The organism is Microbacterium sp. 16-032 (genome assembly GCF_041079455.1).
Classification (GTDB): Bacteria; Actinomycetota; Actinomycetes; order Actinomycetales; family Microbacteriaceae; genus Microbacterium; species Microbacterium testaceum_A.
Genome location: NZ_JBFYGQ010000001.1, coordinates 348771 through 368881, shown reverse-complemented (window position 1 = coordinate 368881; position 20111 = coordinate 348771). Strand labels below are relative to the sequence as shown.

The following is a 20111-nucleotide window of genomic DNA, read 5'->3' as shown; positions in this document are numbered from 1 at the left end:
GCGATGACCGCGCGCGGCGGGCAGGGGTCGGCCGCCTCGCTCGTGCTCGTCGGACTGGCGTGCCAGGAGGTCGGCGCGTCGTTCGCCGTGATGCTGTTCCCCGAGACCGGGCCGCTCGGCATCGTCATGCTGCGGCTGCTCTTCTCGGCCGTCCTGCTGCTCATCATCGCCCGCCCGCGTCTGCGCGGTCATACGGGCTCCGCGTGGCGCTCCGTGGTCGGATTCGGCGTGGTGCTGGCATCCATGAACGGACTGTTCTACCTCGCACTGGAGCGGCTGCCGCTGGGCGTGACCGTGACCATCGAGGTGCTCGGGCCCCTCACCCTGTCGATCCTCACCGCGACGGGTGTCGCCCGCTGGGTGTGGGCCGGACTCGCGCTCTGCGGCGTCGTCGCCCTCGGAGCCGGAGGGTGGGACCGCCTCGACGCCCTCGGCGTGCTCTTCGCCTTGGGCGCGGCGGTGAGCTGGGCCCTGTACATCCTCGCCTCCGCGCGGGTGGGTCGGGAGTTCCCGCGACTCGACGGCCTCGCGCTCGCGATGGCCGTGGGGGCCGTCATCGCCCTGCCGTTCGGCATCGCCCAGGCCGGATCGGCCCTCTTCCGCCCCGACATCCTCGCCCTCGGCGCCGCGGTCGCCCTGCTGTCGTCGACCATCCCTTACGCCCTGGAGCTCGTCGCCCTCCGCCGTCTGGCGGCGTCGGCCTTCGCGATCCTGATGAGCCTCGGCCCGGCCACCGCCTCGATCGCCGGGTTCCTGCTGCTCGGTCAGCACCTGTCGTGGCTCGAGCTCGTCGGAATCGCCCTGGTGATCACGGCCAGCATCGGCGCCGTGCTCGCCGCCGCCCGCCGCAGCGCCGGGGCACGGCATCCGGGACCGGACACCGAAGAACCCCTCAGCGAGCCGATCGGCTGAGCGGATGCCATGACCCCGGCGACTCCGCAAGGGGTCTCTCGCGCACCCGGGCGGTGGCGAGGATGACCGGATGAGCGACGACGATCAGACCAAGAAGGACTTCGATGAGGCGGTCAACATGACCGCGAGCGAGCTGAAGAAGTGGCTCGACACCGACGAGTCGAAGTCCGTCGGCCAGAAGAAGGACGGCGGGGAGTCGACCGGGCACGAGAGCGGGCGGCACATCGTGCGCATCCTCGAGAAGAAGAAGGCCGACCTCACCGACGACGACTACGCGCACATGCGCAAGGTCGTCGGCTACGTCAAACGGCACAGCGCACAGAAGCCCAAGGGCGACATCACCGACACCGACTGGCGGTACTCGCTCATGAACTGGGGCAACGACCCGAAGAAGTGACCCCGTAAGGACTTCGTGAGGGTCGGCGCGACGGGGCCCGGGCGCATAGGCATCCGGGGTACAACGGACACATGCCCATCATCGACAGCGCCGTGTACGTCGACGGTCACCGCATCGAGAACCCGGCCAGCCTCGACCAGACCTTCGAGTACATGGAGGCCCACGGCGGAATGGCGTGGATCGGCCTGTTGCGGCCCTCGCCCGAGGAGCTCGAGCGCGTCGCCGCCGAGTTCTCGCTGCACCCGCTCGCCGTCGAGGACGCGCTCGCCGGCCACCAGCGCGCGAAGCTCGAGCGCTACGGGGGCAACCTCTTCGCGGTGCTCCGACCCGCGCGCTACATCGACGAGACCGAGACGGTGGAGTTCGGCGAGCTCCACGTCTTCATCGGCCCCGACTACGTCGTGACGGTGCGTCACGCCGAGGTGCCCGACCTCTCGCAAGTGCGGCGGAGACTCGAGAAGAACCCCGACCTGCTCGCGCGCGGCCCCGAGGCGGTGCTCTACGCGATCCTCGACGAGGTCGTCGACCAGTACGACCCCGTGGCCCGCGGCTTGCAGAACGACGTCGACGAGATCGAGGACCAGCTGTTCGGCGAGGGCGGCGCGGATCTCACGCAGCGCATCTACGAGCTCGCGCGCGAGGTCATCCACTTCCAGCGGGCGACCGAACCCCTGCGCGACATGCTCGAAGCCCTGCTGCGCGGGGCCGACAAGTACGGCGTGGACCTCGAGCTGCAGCGCTCGCTGCGCGACGTGCTCGATCACGTCCTGCGACAGTGCGAGAAGCTCACGGCGCTCCGGGCGATCCTCGACAACGCCCTCACCGTCAACGCGACGCTGGTGACCCAGCGACAGACCGAGACCTCGCTGAAGCAGAACGAAGAGGTCAAGAAGATCTCGGGGTGGGCGGCCATCCTGTTCGCGCCGTCCCTCGTGGGGGGCATCTACGGCATGAACTTCAAGAACATGCCCGAGCTCGATTGGACCTTCGGGTACCCCATGGCCCTCGCCCTGATGGCCGCCACCTCGATCGGACTGTGGTTCGCGTTCAAGCGCAAGCACTGGCTCTGAGCGCTCGCGTGGGGGCACGGCATCCGATGCGGGATGCCGACACTGCGGCGCGCTTGCTGGACAGACGCTGCGCAATTCGCACGATGGGTACGTGACCGACTCCTCCCCCCGCTCGAGCGACGCCGCAGAGCCGCCCCGCACCACCTCGACCGTGCAGCTCGAGGACGACGGGTACCACAAGCGCCTGACGTCGCGTCAGGTGCAGATGATCGCGATCGGCGGTGCGATCGGAACGGGCCTGTTCCTCGGCGCCGGCGGCCGCCTCGCGCAGGCCGGCCCCGCGATCGTGCTCTCCTACGCCGTCTGCGGGCTGTTCGCGTTCTTCATCCTCCGCGCGCTCGGCGAGCTCGTCCTGCACCGCCCCACGTCGGGGTCGTTCGTGTCGTACGCGCGCGAGTTCTTCGGTGAGAAGGCCGCGTTCGTCTCGGGCTGGTTCTACTGGATCAACTGGGCCACGACCACCATGGTCGACATCACCGCCGCCGCGCTCTACATGAACTTCTTCGGCAAGTACGTGCCGTGGATCGGCGCCGTCCCGCAGTGGGTGTGGGCGCTCGCCGCCCTCGTGACGGTCCTCGCCGTCAACCTTGTCTCGGTGAAGGTGTTCGGCGAGCTGGAGTTCTGGTTCGCGCTCATCAAGGTCGCCGCCCTCGTGGCGTTCCTGCTCGTCGGCATCTACTTCGTCGTGTTCGGCACCCCCACGGGTGCGCCCACCGGGTTCTCGCTGATCGCCGACAACGGCGGTTTCTTCCCCAACGGCATCCTGCCCGCCATCATCCTCATGCAGGGCGTGGTGTTCGCGTACGCCTCGATCGAACTGGTCGGCACCGCCGCCGGCGAGACCAAGAACCCCGAGAAGGTCATGCCCCGCGCGATCAACTCGGTGATCTTCCGCGTCGCGGTCTTCTACGTCGGCTCGGTGCTTTTGCTGTCGCTCCTGCTGCCCTTCACCGCGTACTCGAAGGACGAGAGCCCCTTCGTGACCTTCTTCGCCTCGATCGGCGTTCCCGGCGTCGACGTGATCATGAACCTCGTCGTGCTGACCGCCGCGCTGTCGTCGCTGAACGCGGGGCTGTACTCCACCGGCCGCATCCTGCGCTCGATGGCGGTCGCGGGCTCGGCGCCGAAGTTCGCCGCGCGCATGAACAAGGCGGGCGTGCCGTACGGCGGCATCGCGATCACCGCGTTCGTGGCCCTCTTCGGTGTCGTGATCAACTTCGTGGCACCGAGCGACGCGTTCGAGACCGTGCTGAACGTCGCCGCCGTCGGCATCCTGGTCACGTGGGCGACCATCATGCTCTGCCAGATGAAGTTCAAGCGCCTCACCGACCGCGGCGAGCTGGTGCGCCCGGCCTTCCGACTGTTCTGGGCGCCGTACACCGGCTACGCGACGCTGCTGTTCCTCGCCATCGTGCTCGTGCTGGTGTTCATCGACTCGCCCGCGACCCTGCTCGTGGCCGTCATCGCGAGCATCGCCATCACGATCGGGTGGTTCGCGTGCCGCAAGCGCATCGCGGAGCTGGCGGCCGAGCGCGAGGGGTACACGGGCACGGTGCCGGTGGTGCCGAGCCCCTTCCCGAAGCCGCGCGACAAGAAGGACTGAGCCGGCGGGTCAGTCGGTGAAGGGCCAGCCGCAGTAGGCCTCGGCGACGGAGGCGCGGCCGTGCTCCGATTCCACGACGGTGCGCAGTTCGCCGACCTGGCGTCGGCGGTCGAAGTCGGTGGCATCCGGAGCCAGGTGCAGCAGGCTCGTCATCCACCACGAGAAGTGCTGCGCCTTCCAGATGCGCCGCAGGGCCTTCTCGGGGTAGGCGTCGAGGCCGCGCTCGTCGCCCTCGAGTAGCAGGCGCCGCAGGGCGTCGGCGAGCAGGCGCACGTCGGCGATCGCGAGGTTCATGCCCTTCGCGCCGGTCGGGGGCACGGTGTGCGCTGCGTCTCCCACGAGGGCGACGCGGCCGCGACGCAGCTCATGTGCCACGAAACTGCGGAAGCGCAGCACGTCGCGCTGGAAGATCGGCCCCTGCTTCAGCGTCGTTCCGGGCACGCGTTTCTGCAGTTCGTCCCACAGCTGCGCCTCGCTGAAGGCCGCGGTGTCGGTGTCGGGGTCGCACTGGAAGTACATGCGCTGCACGGTGTCGGAGCGCTGGCTGACCAGGGCGAAGCCGTCGCGGGAGTTGCTGTAGATGAGCTCGTCGGCGCTCGGCGGGGCCTCGCACAGGATGCCGAACCACGCGAACGGGTACTCGCGGAAGTACCCGCCCTGGCGCGATCCCGACACGGCGGCCCGGGCGACGCTGCGCGACCCGTCGGAGCCGACGACGAACTCCGCCTCGATCTCGAACGGCCGCCCGTCGGCGTCGCGCGCGATCACGCGAGGGGTCGAGGTCTCGGCATCCGCGATGCCCTCGGCGGTGACGCCGAAACGCAGGTCCTGCCCCGCCGCGAGGCGCGCGGCGATCAGGTCTTTCAGCACCTCGTGCTGCGGATACAGCCACACGGCACGGCCGACGGATGCCGCGAAGTCGATGCGGTGGCCCTCTCCCTCGAAGCGCAGCTCGATGCCGTCGTGACGGTGGCCCACGGTGCGCGCGCGCGAGTGCTCGCCGAGGGTGTCGAGCAGTTCGACGGTGCCCTGCTCGAGAATTCCGGCGCGGATGGTGCTCTCGATCTCGTCGCGCGAGCGCTGGTCGATGACGACCGAGGCGATGCCGGCCTCGTCGAGCAGATGCGAGAGCAGGAGCCCCGCGGGGCCGGCGCCGACGATGGCGACGCGGGTGCGGACGGTGGTGGTCATGGCGTCTCCTTCGACGGTGGCTGTGTCGATGGTGCGCGCCGCCCGCGCTCCTCGTCGCCACATTCCCGTTGATCAGGAACCCGCGCGCTGCGCGTGAGGGGTCGGTTCCTGTCGCCTGGACGCGCCCCAGGCGACACGTGTTGACCCCTCACGCGAGGGAGGCACGGAAGTGGGCGGGTCAGCGGCGGAAGCCGAGAGCGCGCTCGGTGTCGCGGGCGGCGCGGTGCAGCTCGACGAGGGCGAACTGTGTCTCGGCGTCGCGCGGGAGCACGGCCGACAGCGCGGCGATGACCGCTCCGGTCTCGTCGCGCACGGGCACCGCGACGCCGGTGGAGACCTCGTCGACGTAGCCGGGGGCCACGACCCGACCGAGCGTGCGGATCTCGGCGAGGGTGCGGCGCAGTGCTGCGGGGTCGACGATCGTATCGGCCGTGACCCGCGCCAGGGGGCCGGCGAGCACGCGCTCCTGCAGGTCGCGCGGGGCGAAGGCGAGCAGCACGAGCCCCGACGACGAGGCGTGCAGGGGAAGGCGCCCGGCGACGCGGGTGATGTTCGCGCCGGAGTCGGGGGCGCTGAGCCGCTCGAGGAACAGCGCCTCATCCTGCTCGAGGATCGCGAGCTGGGTGTGCTCGCGCACGCGCTGTTGCACGCGTTCCATGTACGGCAGCGCCGCTTGGCGCAGGCGCAGCGCGTGCGAGGACCGGGTCGCGAGTTCCCACAGGCGCATCCCGACGCGGACGCGGCGCTCGTCGTCGCGCTCGAGCAAGCCGGCATCCACCAGCTCGTTCACGATCCGGTGCGCCGACGAGCTCGGCAGACCCGCCCGGCGGCCGATGTCGGCTGTGGTCTGCGCGGTGCGCGTGGGGGTGAAGGTCTCGAGGATGCGCACGAGGCGGTCGGTCACCGAATCGCCGGAGGGGGAGTTCGCCACGCGTCCAGGATGGCACGACTCCCATTCAGCGGGAACGTCTCGCCGCGAGGCGAGAGGGTGGCGGAGCATGGAGGGGTCGAAGGAGACCCCATGACGAACGCCCCCGCCGCGGCCCCCGAATCGCTGCTGGCCGCTCCCGACCAGGCGACGCAGGACGGGATCGTCCGCGAGATCCACGCCCGCCACGCCGAGCTCGACGCCCTCGACGCCGCGGGCGAGCGCGTCGCCGCGACCGCCCACGACTTTCCGGCCTATCGGTCGAGCGTGCTGCGGCATCCGACCAAGAATCCGAAGCTCGTCGATCCCGAGACCATCGAGCTGTTCTCGCCCGCGTTCGGGCAGCGCGACGTCGCGGCGATCGAGTCGGACCTCACCCTGCAGCACGCGGGGGAACCGCTGGGCGAGCGCATGACGGTGCAGGGCCGGCTGCTCGACTCGTGGGGGCGCCCGGTGGCGAACCAGCTCATCGAGATCTGGCAGGCGAACTCGGCCGGCCGTTACATCCACCAGCGCGACCAGCACCCCGCGCCCCTCGACCCGAACTTCACCGGAGCCGGCCGCGCGATCACGAACGAGAACGGCGAGTACCGCTTCACGACCATCAAGCCCGGCCCGTACCCGTGGAAGAACCACCGCAACGCGTGGCGTCCGGCACACATCCACTTCTCGGTGTTCGGGTCGTCGTTCACGCAGCGGCTGGTGACGCAGATGTACTTCCCGGGCGACCCGCTGTTCGCGCTCGACCCGATCTACAACTCCATCCACCGCCAGAAGGACCGCGACGCCCTCGTGGGCGTCTACGACCACGACCTCACCTCGCCCGAGTGGGCGACGGGGTACCGCTTCGACATCGTGGTCGACGGGCCGGATGCGACCTCCTTCGAGCAGGAGGGCGACGAGTGATTCCCGCCAAGACGCACCGCGCCACCCCCGGTCAGACGGTCGGACCGTTCTTCGCGTACGGGCTGGAGTACCCGAAGCAGCACGAGGTGGTGTTCCCGCACTCGCCGGGTGCGATCGTGGTCTCGGGCACCGTGTACGACGGTGCGGGAGCGCCGATCCCCGACGCCCTCGTGGAGATCTTCGGGGCGGATGCCGACGGCTCGGTGCCCCGCGCGCGGGGCGCGTTCCGCCGTGACGACCACACCTTCACCGGGTTCGGACGCGCCTTCACCGACGACGAGGGGCGCTACTCGTTCTGGACGCGCGAGCCGGGCGGCATCCGGGGTCGGGCGGGGTTCTTCGCCGCGATCGTGTTCGCCCGCGGCCTGCCCGACAAGCTGCACACCCGCATCTATTCGCCGGCCGACGGCGACGCTCTCGCCGCCGATCCGCTGCTGTCCGCCCTCACGTCGGAGGAGCGCGCTAGCCTCGTCGCGACCCGGACGCCCGACGGGTACCTGTCGCACGACATCCGGTTGCAGGGCGAGAACGAGACGGTGTTCCTTGCCTTCTGAACCGCTGCCGCGCATCGACCTCGGGCTGCTCTCGCCGGTGAGCGTCGGGCACGACGCCCTGCTGTCGGACGAGTTCGTGCTGGCGACGATGATCCGCGTCGAGTGCGCCCTGGTCGCGGCGTACGTCGCCGTCGGGGTCGCCCCCCGCGAGGCGCGAGCCGACATCGACCACGTCTTCGGCATCGACGAGAAGGGCGGCGCGTCCACGCGCGTGCTCGACGTCGACGCCCTCGTGCGCGACGCCGTCGCCGGGGGCAACCCGGTGATCCCCCTCGTGGGCGCGCTCCAGGCCCAGGTGCCGGCGGAGCACCGCGGGTGGATCCACCGCGGGACGACGAGTCAAGACGTGCTCGACACCGCGCTCATGGTGGTCGCGCAGCGCGCGGTCGAGCAGACGCGACGCTCGGTCGCGAATGCGGCGGTCTGGGCGCGACAGCTCGCCACCGCGCACGCCGACGAGGTGGCCGCCGCCCGCACGCTCACCCAGCACGCCGTGCCCACCACGATCGGGGCGCGCGCCGCGACCTGGGCGCGCGGTCTCGAACGGGCGGTCGTGCGACTCGACGTCCTGGTCTTCCCCGCGCAGCTCGCGGGTGCGGGCGGGACGCTCGCCTCGTTCGTCGAGATCACGGGATCGACGGATGCCGCTGACGCCTTGCCCGCGGCCTTCGCCCGGGTGCTCGAGCTCGACGTCCCCGACGCCCCCTGGCACGTGACGCGCTGGCCCGTGACCGAGATCGGCGACGCCCTCGTGCAGGCGATCGACGCGCTCGGCAAGATGGCCGCCGACGTCGCGACCCTCAGCCGCACCGAGATCGGCGAGGTGGCAGAGGGCGTGGGCGGCGAATCGTCGGCCATGCCCCAGAAGCAGAACCCCGCCGAGGCGGTGCTCATCCGCTCGGCCGCTCTGCGCGCGCCCCAGCTGGGCGCGACCCTGCACCTGGCCTCGGCCCTCGCGGTCGACGAGCGCCCCGACGGCGCCTGGCACGCCGAGTGGCCGACGCTGCGTGAGCTGCTGCGCCTCGCGGTCGGCGCCGCCGCGCACGGGTCGTCGTTGCTCGCTCACCTGCGCGTCGATGCCGGGGCCGCGGCAGCCAACGCCGCTCTGACCGGAGGGCGCCTCGTCAGCGAGCGTCTGCGGGGCGTGCTCGTGCCCCTCATCGGCGCCGAGCGCTTCGCGGCCCTGCTCGACGGCGACGACGACCTCGCCCCGCGCCTGCGGGCGCTGCCCGAGGCGGCCGACCTCGACGTCGACGCGCTGCTCGATCCGGCCGCCTACGTCGGCCTCGCCCCTCGCCTCGCCCGCGGCACCCGCCACGCCGGCGGAGGCACCGCGCACGACGAAGGAGCCGACGCATGAGCCTCATCTCGCTGACCGCACCCGTGGGTCCCGCCGACGCGCCCCTCGTCGTGCTCGGGCCCTCGCTCGGCACCTCGACCATCCTGTGGGACGACGTCGTGCCCCTGCTTGCCGACGATTACCGCGTCGCCGCGTGGGACCTCCCCGGGCACGGAGCCGGGCCGATCGCACGCGAGGCGTTCACCGTCGCCGATCTCGCGGATGCCGTGGCCGCCGCCGTCCCCGATGACACGTTCCTGTACGCCGGGGTGTCCCTCGGCGGGGCGACGGGCCTCGAGCTCGCGCGGCGTCACGGCACCCGCCTGCGGGGCGCCGCTATCGTGGCATCCGGAGCCGTCCTCGGCGCGCCCGCGTCGTGGCACGAGCGGGCCGCCCAGGCGCGGTCGCAGAGCACCTCGAGCCTCATCGTCGGCTCGGCCCAGCGCTGGTTCGCGCCGGAGTCGATGGCGCGCCGCCCCGAGCTGAGCGGCCGCCTGCTGCACGCACTGCAGGACGCCGACGACGACAGCTACGCCCGCTGCTGCGAGGCGCTCGCCGCGTACGACGTGCGCGCGACGCTGCGCGAGATCGCGGTGCCGGTGCTCGCCGTCTGGGGAGTCTTCGACCAGGTCGCCCCCGAGCCCATGGCCGTCCAGATCGCCGAGGGCGTGCCGCGCGGCAGCGTCGCGCGCGTCGACGACGCCGGCCATCTTCCCCCGGCCGAACAACCCGAGGCCGTGGCGGCTCTGCTGCGGTCGCTCTTCGCCTCCGTCTCGACGGCGACGTCTTCCCGAAAGGACGCCTGATGCCCACCGATCAGGAACGCCACGATCAGGGCATGACCGTGCGCCGCGCCGTGCTGGGCGACGCGCACGTCGAGCGCTCGATCGCCGCGACCACTGACCTCACCGCCGACTGGCAGGACTTCATCACGCGCGTCGCGTGGGGAGACGTGTGGTCACGGCCCGGCCTCGACCGTCGCTCGCGCTCGATCGCGGTGCTGAGCTCGCTCATCGCGCACGGTCACCACGAGGAGCTCGCGATGCACCTGCGCGCGGCGCTACGCAACGGGCTGAGCGTCGAGGAGATCCGCGAGGTCATCCTGCAGTCGGCGATCTACTCCGGCGTGCCGGCGGCCAATTCGGCCTTCCGCATCGCCTCCGAGGTGTTGTCGGCGACCGATGCGCAAACCGCGGGCCCCCGCGAGGAGTGATCCGGAGGCGACCGACGGCTGTCGGCGCTTCCTGGCCCGTGTCACCGGAACCGGGCATGTCGCCGGAACAGGACGATCCGGCTCGGATGGCCCTGTTCCCGTGGCATCCGCCTGTCGCGGTGACGTCGCGGCGCGGTGAGGGACGGCGTCAGCGCCCCCGGCCACCGCGTCAGCGCGCGGAACGACCGAAGTGGAACGGGCACGACGACGGCGCGTCCGCGCGGCGCACGCGTCCACCCGAGCGCGGCTTGGTCGGCATCCGCCGCCTGTTCACGTCGAGCCCGCGGCCGCTGATGCGGATGCGCGGGTCGCTGAGGACGGCGATGGATGCCGCGAGCCCGGCGATCGCGAGCTTCTCTCCGGGGCAGCGGTGGCCGGTGCGGACGTCGGCGCCGCCGTGGGGGACGAACGCGCGGATGGCCTCGTAGTCGTCGACGCCGACGAAGCGCTCGGGGGCGAAATCGGAGGGACGCTCCCACTCGCGGGTGTCGGTGTCGGTGCCGAGGATGTCGAGCACGACCCGGCCGCCCGCCGGCACTCGCTGACCGTCGAGCTCGATGTCGGTCTCGGCCCACGCGGGCAGCATCGGCACGAAGGGGGCGGTGCGGCGGATCTCCTGCGCGAAAGCCGTGGAGAGCTCTCCGCCGACGTGGGTCCCGCGTTTGGTCGTCTCGGCGGCGATGCGCTCGCGCCACTCGGGGCGGTCGTGCAGTTCTTTCGCGGCGAAGGCGACGAAACGCGAGACGGCGATCATGGGCCGGAAGCTGTTCTGGAGCTCGATCCCCGCGGTCTTCGCGGGGAGGAGTTCGCCGTCCTGGTCGCGGTGGTGCGCCCACGCGTGCAGGGCCGTGTTCTCGGCGGGGCGCAGGGTGCCGGCGCGAACCGCGTCGATGAGCTCGGCAGCGTGACGGTCGGACCACCGGCGGTTGATGAGCGCGAGCGCGAACTCGGGGGAGTAGGGGACACCGAAGCCGTCGACGATCTGCGCCTGGCGCTTCGCCCAGCGGGTCTGCGCCGACGCGGTGCCGGGGATGCCGGCCCAGCGCATGATCGACCGGCCGAGGGCGCCCACCGCCGCGTCGTACGCCGAACGTTCGCCGCCGGTGACCCAGGCGTCGAGTTCGCCCTGCCACTGCCGGTCGAGCTCGGGGAGCAGGCGCTGCACCTCGGCGTCGTCGTACAGCACGTCGACGAAGGTCGCCTTGCGGTGGCGGTGCTCGGCGCCGTCGAGGCTGTGCACCGAGCCGTGGCCGAAGAGCGACTCCTGGATGAAGGCGGGCATGGCGCCGTGGCGACGGATGCGCGACTCGTCATAGAAGAGGTCCACACCTTCCTCGCCGCGCACGAACAGCGCCTCGCGCCCGAGCAGGCGGAACGGCACGGCGCGGGCACCGCGGTCGGCCCGACGCCACAGGTGCGAGCCGAAGCCGTAACCACGGATCAGAAGAGCGAGCGAGTCATCTCGGAGCAGGGCGAGGGGGGATGCCATGCCCTCACGGTTCCACGCGGAGCGGCGGTCGCCGAGGGGGCGGCGCGACCGCGGGTCGGTGTGATAACTCTCAGCGCCACTGCTCCGTCGGCGTCAGTGGGACGAGCGGTGGAATGGCGGGCGTCGTGCGCAGGTCGATCCGTCGGCCCTCACGCGCCGACAGCGGGAGCGCCGTCACGATCTCGGTGACGTGCAGGGCGATCTCGCCGCTCGCCCGCCCGTGGCCCCGCACCATGTCGACGAGGCCGACCCCTCGTCCCGCCCCCATGTACCCCGCGCTCACCGGCAGGGCGACCCACCCGTCCGAGCCGACGGCGTGATGACGCACCTCGCCGTCGAAGTCGTTCGGGTCGGGGACGGCCAGCGACCCGGCTTCGCCGTGCACCTCGATCGGCGCGGCCGTGGTCCCGCCCGCGTCGAAGCTGAACGTCACACTCGACAGGGCACCGCTGGCGTGCCGGAGGGTGCCGGTGACGTGGGTGTCGACCTCGACGGGAATGCGCTCGCCCGCGCGCGGCCCCGACCCGATCTCGCGTTCAGTGCGGCCACGGGACACTTCTCCGCTGACCGACACGACCGGGCCGAGCAGGTGCACGAGAGAGGTCAGGTAGTACGGCCCCATGTCGAAGTGCGGCCCTCCGCCCTCGCGGTAGTAGAAGTCGGGATTCGGATGCCAGTGCTCATGGCCCGGCGAGACCCAGGTCGCGGTGGCCGCCGTCGGCCGACCGATGAGGCCGCTCTCGATGGCCGCCCGGGCCGTCTGCACCCCCGTGCCGAGCACCGTGTCGGGGGCGCTCCCGACGGCGACGCCGGCGGCCGTGGAATCCGCCATCACGCGCTCCGCGTCGGCGAACGTCGTGGCCAGCGGCTTCTCGCCGAACACGCCCTTGCCCGCGGCGATCGCGGCGCGAGCGATCTCGGCGTGCGCGGCGGGGACGGTGAGGTTGACGACCACGTCGACGTCGTCCGCGGCGAGCAGCGCGTCGACGCCGAGCGCGCGGGCCGAGGGGAGCGCCTCGGCGACCTCGGTCGCGCGATCGGCGCGCAGGTCGGCGACGGCGACGATCCGGACGGCGGGATGATCCCTCAGGGTGCGCAGGTATTGGTCGCTGATGACCCCGAGGCCGATCAGCCCGATGCGCGTCGGCTCGTCCACAGCAGTCCCCTCTCGATGATGGTCCGCACGTGCGGGTCGGTCAGAACGCCGGGGTCGTGACCGGGCGTCGCGACGAAGACGCGCCCCCGCCCCCATTCGCGCGTCCAGACCGCGGGCGAGACGACCGGGCGGTGCCACGGCTCGTCGTCGCGCACCGGGTGCGTGGTCGTGGCCAGCACGTCGTTCAGGTCGTCGTGCAGCACCCAGTACTGCTCGGTGACGAGGGGAAAGGCGTCGATCCCGCTCGTGATCTCGTGCGCGCGCCCGAGGTCGGTGATCTCGATGAGGTGCTCGACGAAGGCGTCGGTCGCAGGATCGGCGCGGTCCCCCGGGTCTTTCCGGGGGTGTGCGGCGAACTGCCCGCCCACCAGCTGCAGGTACGCGGCGTCGTGGCGGTAGGAGTCGACGATGCCGCCGTGCCACCCGGCCAGACCCGTGCCCGCGGCCACCGCCGCGCGGAGACCTGCGATGCTCTCGGCGTCGGCCTCGCTCATCGTCACGGCCTGGACGACGAGGTCGACACCGCTCATGACGTCGGCGTCGGCGTAGATGCGGGGGGACTCCTCGACCCGCACCTCGAAGCCGTTGCTCCGCAGGAACGGCAGGAACATCTCACTCGTCTCGACGGGGTGGTGGCCGTCCCACCCGCCGCGCACGATCAGCGCCGTTCGTGACGTCATCGTCCCTCCTCCGCTCCGGACGCCGGCCCCGGCTTCCGCATCGACGCCTCACGCTACCGTCGGGCGCCGACATCGCCCAGGGCTCTGCGCGAACGGGCCGGGACCGTGGCATCCCGTCCGATAATGGGGGAGTGGAGGTCTGGGAGACGCGCGAGTGGTTCGCCGACTACCTCGAGGCGCTCAACCGCCACGACCTCGAAGCGGTCCGCGGGCTGCTGCACCCGGCCGTGCGTCGTGCGCACCTTCCCGCGGGGGCGGAGGCCTGGATCGCCGACCTCGCCGAACTGTGGCACGGCTTCCCGGATTGGCAGTGGAAGCGCATCCAGCTGGTCGTCGAGGACGACCGTCTGGCGGTGCACCTGCGGGGCGGGGGAGCGCACACGGGTTCGTTCGGCCATGTGAGCCCGACCCGTCGGCGGGTGAACATCGCGTCTTTCGCCATGTACCGCCTCGAGCGCGGCCGGATCGTCGAGGCGAGCGGCACCGACGACCCCGCGCAGATCCTTCTCGCTCTCGGCTGAGTCGGAGCGCGTGCGGTCGGGTCTCTCGCGGCGAGCGATCTGTCAAGGGCGGCCGCATGTCGGGGGGTCCGGGTACGGTCGCTCTCGCCCGTTTCCATCCCGGGTAGAGAGAGGGGCGACCATGGTGTCTCACGACCGCCCCGGCGCCGGAGTCGTGTGGGCTCGCGTCGAAGACGGCTTCCATGTCGGCAGCAGGAACGGTGTGTTCCTGGGGTACATCGACCGCCAGGCCGGCGGCGCATTCCTCGCGTACGACGGTCGTTCGCGCCTCGTCGGCCGCTTCGACGCGCTCACCGCCGCCATGGCCGCCGTGACCAACGACCAGCCCCCGCAGGACGCCGAGATCACCCTTCGCGAGGTGCGGGTCCCCGCGCCGCGATCGATCGACGGCGGGAAGGCCTCATGAGCTCCGACCTCGTCTCCATCTCGTACGTCAGCGCGGCCGCCGAGCCGTTCGACGACGACCGGTTGCACGACCTGCTCGCGCAGAGCCGCCGCTCGAATCACGAGCACGACCTCACCGGCATGCTGCTGTACCGTCGCGGGCGCTTCTTCCAGGTACTCGAAGGGCCGCAGGATGCCGTGGACGAGCTCATGACGAAGATCCGTCGCGACCCGCGCCATACCGATGTCCGCGTGCTGCTCACGGAGCACATCGACGACCGTCGATTCACTGAGTGGACGATGGGGTACGAGCCGATCGGCATCCCCGCCACCCCCGCTCCCGAGGGCTTCCGCGACACCTTCGACGACCTCGAGGCCGACGACGAGGACGCGAGCATCCGCGCCGTGCGCGAACTCACCGTGTGGTTCCGCGCGCGCACGGCGAGCGACGACTGACGCAGGGGCCTCCACGGGTCGGGCGCGGTAGCGTCGCGGGGTGACCTCCCACCCCGCGGGCTCTCGCCGACGCGTCCGCTCCGTCGCCCGCATCGTCGCTGGCGTGGGCGTGCTCGGGGTCGTGCTCTTCGCCTACGGGCTGCGCATCGCGGCGGACGACCCCGGCTTCTTCGACTTCTTCGGATACTTCACCAATCAGACGAGCAGTCTGACGGCGCTCGTGCTGATCGCCGTGGGTGCCCGGGGCGCGGCGGATCGAACCGTGCCCGTCGGGCTCGCTCTCGCGTGGGCGATCGGGGCGGCCTGCCTCATCGTGGTCGCCGTCGTCTACAACGGTCTCGTCCCGGGGACGGGATCGGCCCCACCGTGGGTGAGCGCGGTGCTGCACCTCGTCTTCCCGCTGCTCGTCGTCGTCGACATCGCCACGGCTCCCGATCGTCCCCGACTCGCGTGGCGCCACCTCTGGTGGGTGCTGCCGTACCCCCTGGCGTGGGTCGCGGTCGTCCTCGCGCGCGGCGCGACCGACGGATGGGTGCCCTACGGCTTCCTTCTGCCCGAGCGGGGTCTCGCCTCTCTCGTCCTGCACGTGGTCGGCATCCTGGCCCTGCTCCTGCTCGCGGCCACAGCGGTCTGGGCGCTCGGCCGTCGACCCCGACGCGCCCCGTCGTCATAGCGGGGGGTCGAGGGCGCGGAGCGCGGCATCCATCCGCTCCGCCATGTACGCATACCCGGTGTCGTTCGGGTGCAAGCCGTCGGCGGCCATCCAGCTGTCGGTCGAATCGGCGTAGTGACCGTCGAGCCAGTGGCTGGCCCCCGCGATGTGGTCGGCGTCGATCCGCGCGGCGGCGTCTTCGACCCACCCCGCGATGACGTCGACCGACGCCGGGCGGTCCGCGGTGTACCAGAAGGGCTCGACGACGACGATGCGCGCGTCGGGCACGCCCTCGCGCAAGCGCTCGAGGTCGCTGTCGATCGTCTCGCGGATGCGGTCGGCCGCGCGGTCGTAGCTGAAGTTGTCGTTCAGGCCCATCGTGACGAAGACGAGGTCGGGATCGTCGGCGATGACCTGGGCGGGGATGTCGTCGAGGCCCGGCCCCATCGAGGCGCGGCGATTGACGAACCCCAGGCCGTTCTCGCTGCGGTTGATCTCCTGCCACCCGCGCTCGGCCGAGATGATCGTCGACCAGCGCTTGTCGTTGGCGCTCGCACCCGTGCCCCGCGTGTACGAATCGCCGTAGAACGACACGACCGGGCCGGTCGCGGCGGGGGCCGGTGCCGCGGTCGGGGCCGCGCACCCCGAGAAGACGAGGAGGAGGGATGCCGCGGCGACCAGGCCGAGGAGTCGTCGCGCACGCATGACCCCATTCTCGGCGGCGATCACTGCTCGGGGGTCAGGGGAACCGATTCTGCGGAGAGGCGTTCGACGTGGCGTGCGATGCGCGCCGCACGGGTGGCCGGCGTCGCCGCCGTGACCACGGGGTGCAGGACGGAGTAGCGCTCCGCCTTCGTCAGGGCGTCGAAAGCGCGCGCCGCGTCGGGGACGGCGTCGAGCGCCGCGCGCAGATCGGCCGGCACCTCGATCGCCGCGGAGCCCTCGTACGCGCGCTCCCAGCGGCCGTCGGCATGGGCGCGGGCGATCTCTTCGGCCCCGCGCGGGCGCATGCGCCCCTCGTCGGTGAGGCGTGCCACGTGATCGACGTTGCGTTTCGACCACATCGAGCGGGCGCGGCGCGGGGTGAAGTGCTGCCGGAAGGTGGCGGCATCCCGAGACTGCTTCCGCCCGTCGATCCACCCGCTGCAGAGGGCCTCGTCGAGGGCCTGGGCGTAGGTGAGGGACGTGGGCGCGGTCGTGCCCTTCTTGGCGAGCACCAGCCATACGCCGTCGCTGGTGTCTTCGTGGGTGTTGAGCCACGACCGCCACCGTGCGGCGTCGTCGACGATCAGTTCGGGGGCTTCAGGCATGATCGCGGTCCTTTCCGACGGCTCACCGGACCTTAGCGCGGACCCCCGACACGCGCGCCCTATCGGAGCGGGCGCCCCACGGCAACCGGCCCCCGCCGACGCGCTCGAGAGGAGATCATCGCTGAATGCGCAGTGTGACCTATGCCGGTGAGACCGTGACCACGACCGACGACGTGGCGGAGGCTCTGGTTCAACTGACGGCGTCGATCGCCGCCGAAGGGCAGGCGGAGGCCGTGAGCATCCCGATCGTCACCGACGGCGGCGCGGAAGAGGCCGAGCTCGTCATCGGCGTCGGCAACGACGTCCTCAGCGCTCCGGCCGACTGGACGGGTGAGGAGCCCGACTTCTCGTGGGCGGCGGAAGAACTCCGTCAGCACAAGCGCTTCCCCCAGGCGCCGGCCATCGCCGTCGAGCAGCCGAGCGATGACGCCAACCCCGACGCGTTCTGGGACCCCGACCTCGACGGGTTCACCCGCGCCTGAGCGGCTCGCCCCTCGCCGGGCCGCGTCCTCGCGACCATCGCCCCCCGCACCCCGCGGGGGAGCTCGTCAAGCCCACCCCCGCTCCCGCGCTCGGACGTAGCGTGGGTCCTCCGCACCGGACGCGACCGGTTCATCGCCCCGGTGCGTGAGCCCCGGACAGTTCGGGCGGCCCGCCGTTTCGCGGTGCCGCCCGGACGCTGGTACCGAGAGGATGGAGGCATGCTGCACTCCCTCGTCACCGGCGCCTCGCGCGGGATCGGCCGAGCCATCGCCGTCGCCCTCGCCGCGCGCGGCGACCGCGTCGCCGTCCACTACGGCCACGACCGCGCCGCCGCCGAAGAGACACTCGCCCTGCTCCCCGGAGACGGGCACATGCTCGTCGGCGGCGACCTATCCGACCCGGCGACGGCGGAGCGCGTGGTCGGCGACGTCCTCACGGCGTTCGGACGCATCGACGTCCTGGTGAACAACGCCGCGATCGCCCCGAGCCCCGAGACCTCGCACCCGATCGCGACCGTCGACTACGCCACCTGGCATCGCACATGGGAGCGGATGGTCGACGTCGACCTGCACGCCCCCGCGAACATGGCCTTCCTCGTCGCGCGATCGCTGATCGAGCGGGGCCTGCCGGGGTCGATCGTGAACGTCGGCTCGCGCGGCGCCTTCCGCGGCGAGCCGGAGTTCCCCGCCTACGGTGCGGCGAAGGCGGGCCTGCACGCGATGGGCCAGTCCCTCGCCGTCGCCCTCGCGCCCCACGGCATCGCGGTCACGAGCGTCGCCCCCGGCTTCGTCGGCACCGACCGGCAGCAGCAGAAGCTGACCGGGGCGGAGGGCGACGGCATCCGGGATCAAAGTCCCTTCGGTCGTGTGGCCACGCCCGAAGAGGTGGCGGATGCCGTGGTGTACCTCAGCGCGCCCGGCTCGCAGTGGGCGTCGGGAACGATCCTCGATCTGAACGGCGCCTCGCACCTGCGCACGTGACGGCCGGCACGAGTCAGGATCCCGCCGGACGCCCTGCGGTCATGTGCTCCACGAGAGTGGCGGGAGTGCGCCTTGGCGCGGGCGACAGCGCCGTGTAGACGTCGCCCCACGTGAGCATCAGGTGCGCGCGGCTCCCCGTGACGGCAGTCCATCGCCCGGCCTCGTCCAGTCGTTCCGCGTGATCGCGCAGCGGTGAGGCGTCGGTCATCCATGCTCCCGCGCCGCTGATCTGCCAGGACTCGCGCACGCGACGCGCGAACGGTCGGCTCCTCCACACCAGCCACGCCCACGGTCCGAGCCACACGGCCGCGCCGAACGCCACGCTCCCCGAGACGGAGGCGGCGTGGTGCACGACGACGGCTGCGGCGATCCCGCAGAAGAAGCCGATGGTGGGCCAGATGACGGCGGCGTTCCAGGCGAGGCGCTCCTCGGGGGTGCCGTTCGGGGGGAGGACCCGCAGATGCTCGACGACGAGCCCGTGTCCGCTCAGCCGACGCTCGTACGAGCCCCAGGTGCCGCTGACGTGAGAGGGGGAGCCGGTGTTCGATCGCACGCAACGATGGTGCGCCCACCGGATCCGCCCCGCGAGGATCCTCACGATTCCCATGCGGTAGGCGCGGCACATCCGAGTCGTGCACACCGGCGAACAGTCGTCTCCACAGCTGTGGATAACTTTGTGGAAAGTGTGTGTGGAAACCGGCACCGCCTGTGCAAACAGGTGTGGATAAGCCCGTCATTCGTTAACGTGTTCGAAACTACACGCGCGTAACTCCGCGGAGCGGCGGGTCGTTTTCGGCGCTTCGCCCTGTGGAGAATCCCCGACCGGATGCCACGGCCTCGGGCCTCAGCCCATCACGCTGCCGAAGATCCTGGAGGCGCCCAGAACGCACATCGCGACCCAGAACAGCGTCCACGCCAGCAGCGCGTAACCCCAGATCGCCTCGCCCACGCTCATCCGACCGCGGCGGAAGCGGACACCGAATGCCGCTCCGATGACGAGCACGATCGCGACCACGGCCGCGAGGACGGGCTGCTGCCACACGACCAGCAGAGGAAGGGCGAAGATGATCGCCAGCGCCGCAGCGGTGTAATTCACACCGGTGGACTGCGCCTGCACGACCTGCAGGGCGATGAATGCCACCACGATGAGCGCGATCGCGACGACCTGCAGCCACCCGAGCGCCTTCACCCAGAACGGCAGTCCCGGCCTCTCGATCCCCGCGGCATCCGTTCGATCTTCCGATATCTCTGTCATGACGTCCCCCTTCGTCGGTCCCCACCCTGGCGGGTCGCGGCGACGTGGCCGGGAGGGGTTGACGCGCGGCGGCGCGGCCGCCTCGTCTCTGTCGACGCGGGCCCACCCAAGGGTTCGCTTCACGGCAACACGAAAGCCCTCCCGGGCGGCCGATGGCCACCCGTGAGGGCTTTTGAGGGGCTGACGGGAATCGTCCCCACCGCCTCTCCACGCGCCGCTGCGCAGCGCGCGGAGCCTCTGGCGGCGTGGGCCCACCCGCTGCGGGTTCGGTTCCTACGGCACCCACACAAAAGGTCCGTTCCATCGCCAAGGCGATGAACCGGACCTTTGAGGGGCTGACGGGAATCGAACCCGCGCTATCTGCTTGGGAAGCAGAAGTTCTGCCATTGAACTACAGCCCCGTGCGCCTTGCGGCGACCCGGCCAGCATAACAGCGTCCGCGCGGCATCCCTCGGCATCCGCCCCGAGACCGCATCCACCGGCGAAACCGCACCCGTTCGTCGAGTGCGCGTTCCTTTGCGTGCGAGGGCGTGCGTTCTCGGCGAACGGATACGTCCTCGCGCACCACACGCGAGACGAACCCCGTCGACGCGGCCCACCCGGGCGAACGGGGTGAAACAGGCAGCACCGGC

General features: G+C 71.5%; 24 protein-coding genes and 1 tRNA gene. 15 read left to right on the top strand and 10 right to left on the bottom strand.

Features of this window, described 5'->3' with window-relative positions; genetic code table 11:
* Nucleotides 1–3 precede the first annotated feature (3 nt).
* The 4 genes from AB6V31_RS01620 to AB6V31_RS01605 all read left to right on the top strand — a co-directional run bounded on the left by AB6V31_RS01620 (nucleotide 4) and on the right by AB6V31_RS01605 (nucleotide 3982).
* The gene (locus tag AB6V31_RS01620; RefSeq protein WP_074694606.1) at nucleotides 4–912 is read left to right on the top strand and encodes a DMT family transporter; all 909 of its coding nucleotides are present in this window, start codon (nucleotides 4–6) and stop codon (nucleotides 910–912) included.
* Between the two features lie 70 nt (nucleotides 913–982).
* On the top strand, nucleotides 983–1309 hold the full coding sequence (locus AB6V31_RS01615; RefSeq protein ID WP_074694607.1) for a DUF3140 domain-containing protein: 327 nt from the start codon (nucleotides 983–985) through the stop codon (nucleotides 1307–1309).
* Between the two features lie 71 nt (nucleotides 1310–1380).
* On the top strand, nucleotides 1381–2379 hold the full coding sequence (gene corA / locus AB6V31_RS01610; protein WP_056224766.1) for a magnesium/cobalt transporter CorA: 999 nt from the start codon (nucleotides 1381–1383) through the stop codon (nucleotides 2377–2379).
* A 151-nt stretch (nucleotides 2380–2530) separates the two neighbouring features.
* Nucleotides 2531–3982 (top strand): amino acid permease, encoded by a 1452-nt coding sequence (locus AB6V31_RS01605; RefSeq protein ID WP_056228097.1) that lies wholly within the window; start codon nucleotides 2531–2533, stop codon nucleotides 3980–3982.
* 9 nt (nucleotides 3983–3991) lie between these two features.
* Here AB6V31_RS01605 and AB6V31_RS01600 read toward each other — a convergent pair whose 3' ends face one another.
* Together AB6V31_RS01600 and AB6V31_RS01595 are read right to left on the bottom strand one after the other, a co-directional pair.
* Entirely contained in the window at nucleotides 3992–5173 is a 1182-nt protein-coding gene (locus AB6V31_RS01600; RefSeq protein WP_369363624.1) for a 4-hydroxybenzoate 3-monooxygenase, read from the bottom strand.
* 178 nt (nucleotides 5174–5351) lie between these two features.
* The gene (locus AB6V31_RS01595; RefSeq protein ID WP_056224762.1) at nucleotides 5352–6104 is read right to left on the bottom strand and encodes an IclR family transcriptional regulator; all 753 of its coding nucleotides are present in this window, start codon (nucleotides 6102–6104) and stop codon (nucleotides 5352–5354) included.
* 90 nt (nucleotides 6105–6194) lie between these two features.
* On the opposite strand from AB6V31_RS01595, the gene pcaH reads away from it, so the two are divergent.
* Genes pcaH through pcaC form a run of 5 tightly spaced genes read left to right on the top strand, consistent with a single transcriptional unit; the run spans nucleotide 6195 to nucleotide 10113 of the window.
* A complete protein-coding gene (pcaH, locus tag AB6V31_RS01590) occupies nucleotides 6195–7007 on the top strand; it encodes a protocatechuate 3,4-dioxygenase subunit beta (protein ID WP_369363622.1) in 813 nt (270 codons plus the stop codon).
* Nucleotides 7004–7561, top strand: a complete 558-nt coding sequence (gene pcaG, locus AB6V31_RS01585; protein WP_369363620.1) for a protocatechuate 3,4-dioxygenase subunit alpha — start codon at nucleotides 7004–7006, stop codon at nucleotides 7559–7561. The genes pcaH and pcaG overlap by 4 nt, the downstream gene beginning before the upstream one ends.
* Entirely contained in the window at nucleotides 7551–8921 is a 1371-nt protein-coding gene (locus tag AB6V31_RS01580) for a lyase family protein (RefSeq protein WP_369363618.1), read from the top strand. Before pcaG ends, AB6V31_RS01580 begins: the two co-directional genes overlap by 11 nt.
* Entirely contained in the window at nucleotides 8918–9706 is a 789-nt protein-coding gene (locus tag AB6V31_RS01575) for an alpha/beta fold hydrolase (protein ID WP_369363617.1), read from the top strand. The genes AB6V31_RS01580 and AB6V31_RS01575 overlap by 4 nt, the downstream gene beginning before the upstream one ends.
* Nucleotides 9706–10113: a 4-carboxymuconolactone decarboxylase gene (pcaC, locus tag AB6V31_RS01570; RefSeq protein ID WP_369363615.1), complete on the top strand. Its 408-nt coding sequence runs from the start codon at nucleotides 9706–9708 to the stop codon at nucleotides 10111–10113. The genes AB6V31_RS01575 and pcaC overlap by 1 nt, the downstream gene beginning before the upstream one ends.
* A gap of 169 nt (nucleotides 10114–10282) precedes the next feature.
* Here the strand turns inward: pcaC and AB6V31_RS01565 are convergent, their stop codons facing one another.
* From AB6V31_RS01565 to AB6V31_RS01555, 3 genes are all read right to left on the bottom strand, one after another.
* Nucleotides 10283–11602 (bottom strand): cytochrome P450, encoded by a 1320-nt coding sequence (locus AB6V31_RS01565; protein ID WP_369363613.1) that lies wholly within the window; start codon nucleotides 11600–11602, stop codon nucleotides 10283–10285.
* 70 nt (nucleotides 11603–11672) lie between these two features.
* On the bottom strand, nucleotides 11673–12758 hold the full coding sequence (locus AB6V31_RS01560; RefSeq protein ID WP_369363612.1) for a Gfo/Idh/MocA family protein: 1086 nt from the start codon (nucleotides 12756–12758) through the stop codon (nucleotides 11673–11675).
* A complete protein-coding gene (locus AB6V31_RS01555; RefSeq protein WP_369363610.1) occupies nucleotides 12731–13438 on the bottom strand; it encodes a ThuA domain-containing protein in 708 nt (235 codons plus the stop codon). The genes AB6V31_RS01560 and AB6V31_RS01555 overlap by 28 nt, the downstream gene beginning before the upstream one ends.
* 131 nt (nucleotides 13439–13569) lie before the next feature.
* On the opposite strand from AB6V31_RS01555, the gene AB6V31_RS01550 reads away from it, so the two are divergent.
* The 4 genes from AB6V31_RS01550 (at nucleotide 13570) to AB6V31_RS01535 (ending at nucleotide 15472) form a co-directional block, all read left to right on the top strand.
* Nucleotides 13570–13959 (top strand): ester cyclase, encoded by a 390-nt coding sequence (locus AB6V31_RS01550; RefSeq protein WP_056224748.1) that lies wholly within the window; start codon nucleotides 13570–13572, stop codon nucleotides 13957–13959.
* Nucleotides 13960–14080: 121 nt separating this feature from the next.
* Complete coding sequence (locus AB6V31_RS01545; protein WP_056224746.1) at nucleotides 14081–14365, top strand: hypothetical protein; 285 nt, start codon at nucleotides 14081–14083, stop codon at nucleotides 14363–14365.
* Entirely contained in the window at nucleotides 14362–14799 is a 438-nt protein-coding gene (locus AB6V31_RS01540) for a BLUF domain-containing protein (protein WP_369363607.1), read from the top strand. The genes AB6V31_RS01545 and AB6V31_RS01540 overlap by 4 nt, the downstream gene beginning before the upstream one ends.
* Nucleotides 14800–14839: 40 nt before the next feature.
* On the top strand, nucleotides 14840–15472 hold the full coding sequence (locus AB6V31_RS01535) for a Pr6Pr family membrane protein (RefSeq protein WP_074694618.1): 633 nt from the start codon (nucleotides 14840–14842) through the stop codon (nucleotides 15470–15472).
* On the opposite strand, the gene AB6V31_RS01530 is transcribed toward AB6V31_RS01535, so the two are convergent.
* Both AB6V31_RS01530 and AB6V31_RS01525 read right to left on the bottom strand, forming a co-directional pair.
* Nucleotides 15467–16156: an SGNH/GDSL hydrolase family protein gene (locus tag AB6V31_RS01530; protein WP_369363605.1), complete on the bottom strand. Its 690-nt coding sequence runs from the start codon at nucleotides 16154–16156 to the stop codon at nucleotides 15467–15469. The two genes, AB6V31_RS01535 and AB6V31_RS01530, sit on opposite strands and share 6 nt — an antisense overlap.
* A 20-nt stretch (nucleotides 16157–16176) precedes the next feature.
* On the bottom strand, nucleotides 16177–16761 hold the full coding sequence (locus AB6V31_RS01525) for a YdeI family protein (protein WP_369363603.1): 585 nt from the start codon (nucleotides 16759–16761) through the stop codon (nucleotides 16177–16179).
* A gap of 125 nt (nucleotides 16762–16886) precedes the next feature.
* Between AB6V31_RS01525 and AB6V31_RS01520 the strand changes: the two genes are divergently transcribed.
* Both AB6V31_RS01520 and AB6V31_RS01515 read left to right on the top strand, forming a co-directional pair.
* Nucleotides 16887–17243, top strand: coding sequence for a hypothetical protein (locus tag AB6V31_RS01520; protein WP_056224738.1), 357 nt, complete (start codon nucleotides 16887–16889; stop codon nucleotides 17241–17243).
* Nucleotides 17244–17462: 219 nt separating this feature from the next.
* A complete protein-coding gene (locus AB6V31_RS01515) occupies nucleotides 17463–18224 on the top strand; it encodes an SDR family NAD(P)-dependent oxidoreductase (protein WP_369363601.1) in 762 nt (253 codons plus the stop codon).
* Nucleotides 18225–18237: 13 nt separating this feature from the next.
* Here AB6V31_RS01515 and AB6V31_RS01510 read toward each other — a convergent pair whose 3' ends face one another.
* From AB6V31_RS01510 to AB6V31_RS01500, 3 genes are all read right to left on the bottom strand, one after another.
* The gene (locus AB6V31_RS01510) at nucleotides 18238–18777 is read right to left on the bottom strand and encodes a DUF6611 family protein (RefSeq protein ID WP_369363599.1); all 540 of its coding nucleotides are present in this window, start codon (nucleotides 18775–18777) and stop codon (nucleotides 18238–18240) included.
* Nucleotides 18778–19068: 291 nt separating this feature from the next.
* Nucleotides 19069–19479 carry a hypothetical protein gene (locus AB6V31_RS01505; protein WP_369363598.1) on the bottom strand — a complete coding sequence of 137 codons (411 nt, stop codon included), beginning with the start codon at nucleotides 19477–19479 and terminating at the stop codon, nucleotides 19069–19071.
* Between the two features lie 330 nt (nucleotides 19480–19809).
* Nucleotides 19810–19880, bottom strand: a tRNA-Gly gene (locus AB6V31_RS01500).
* Between the last annotated feature and the right edge of the window lie 231 nt (nucleotides 19881–20111).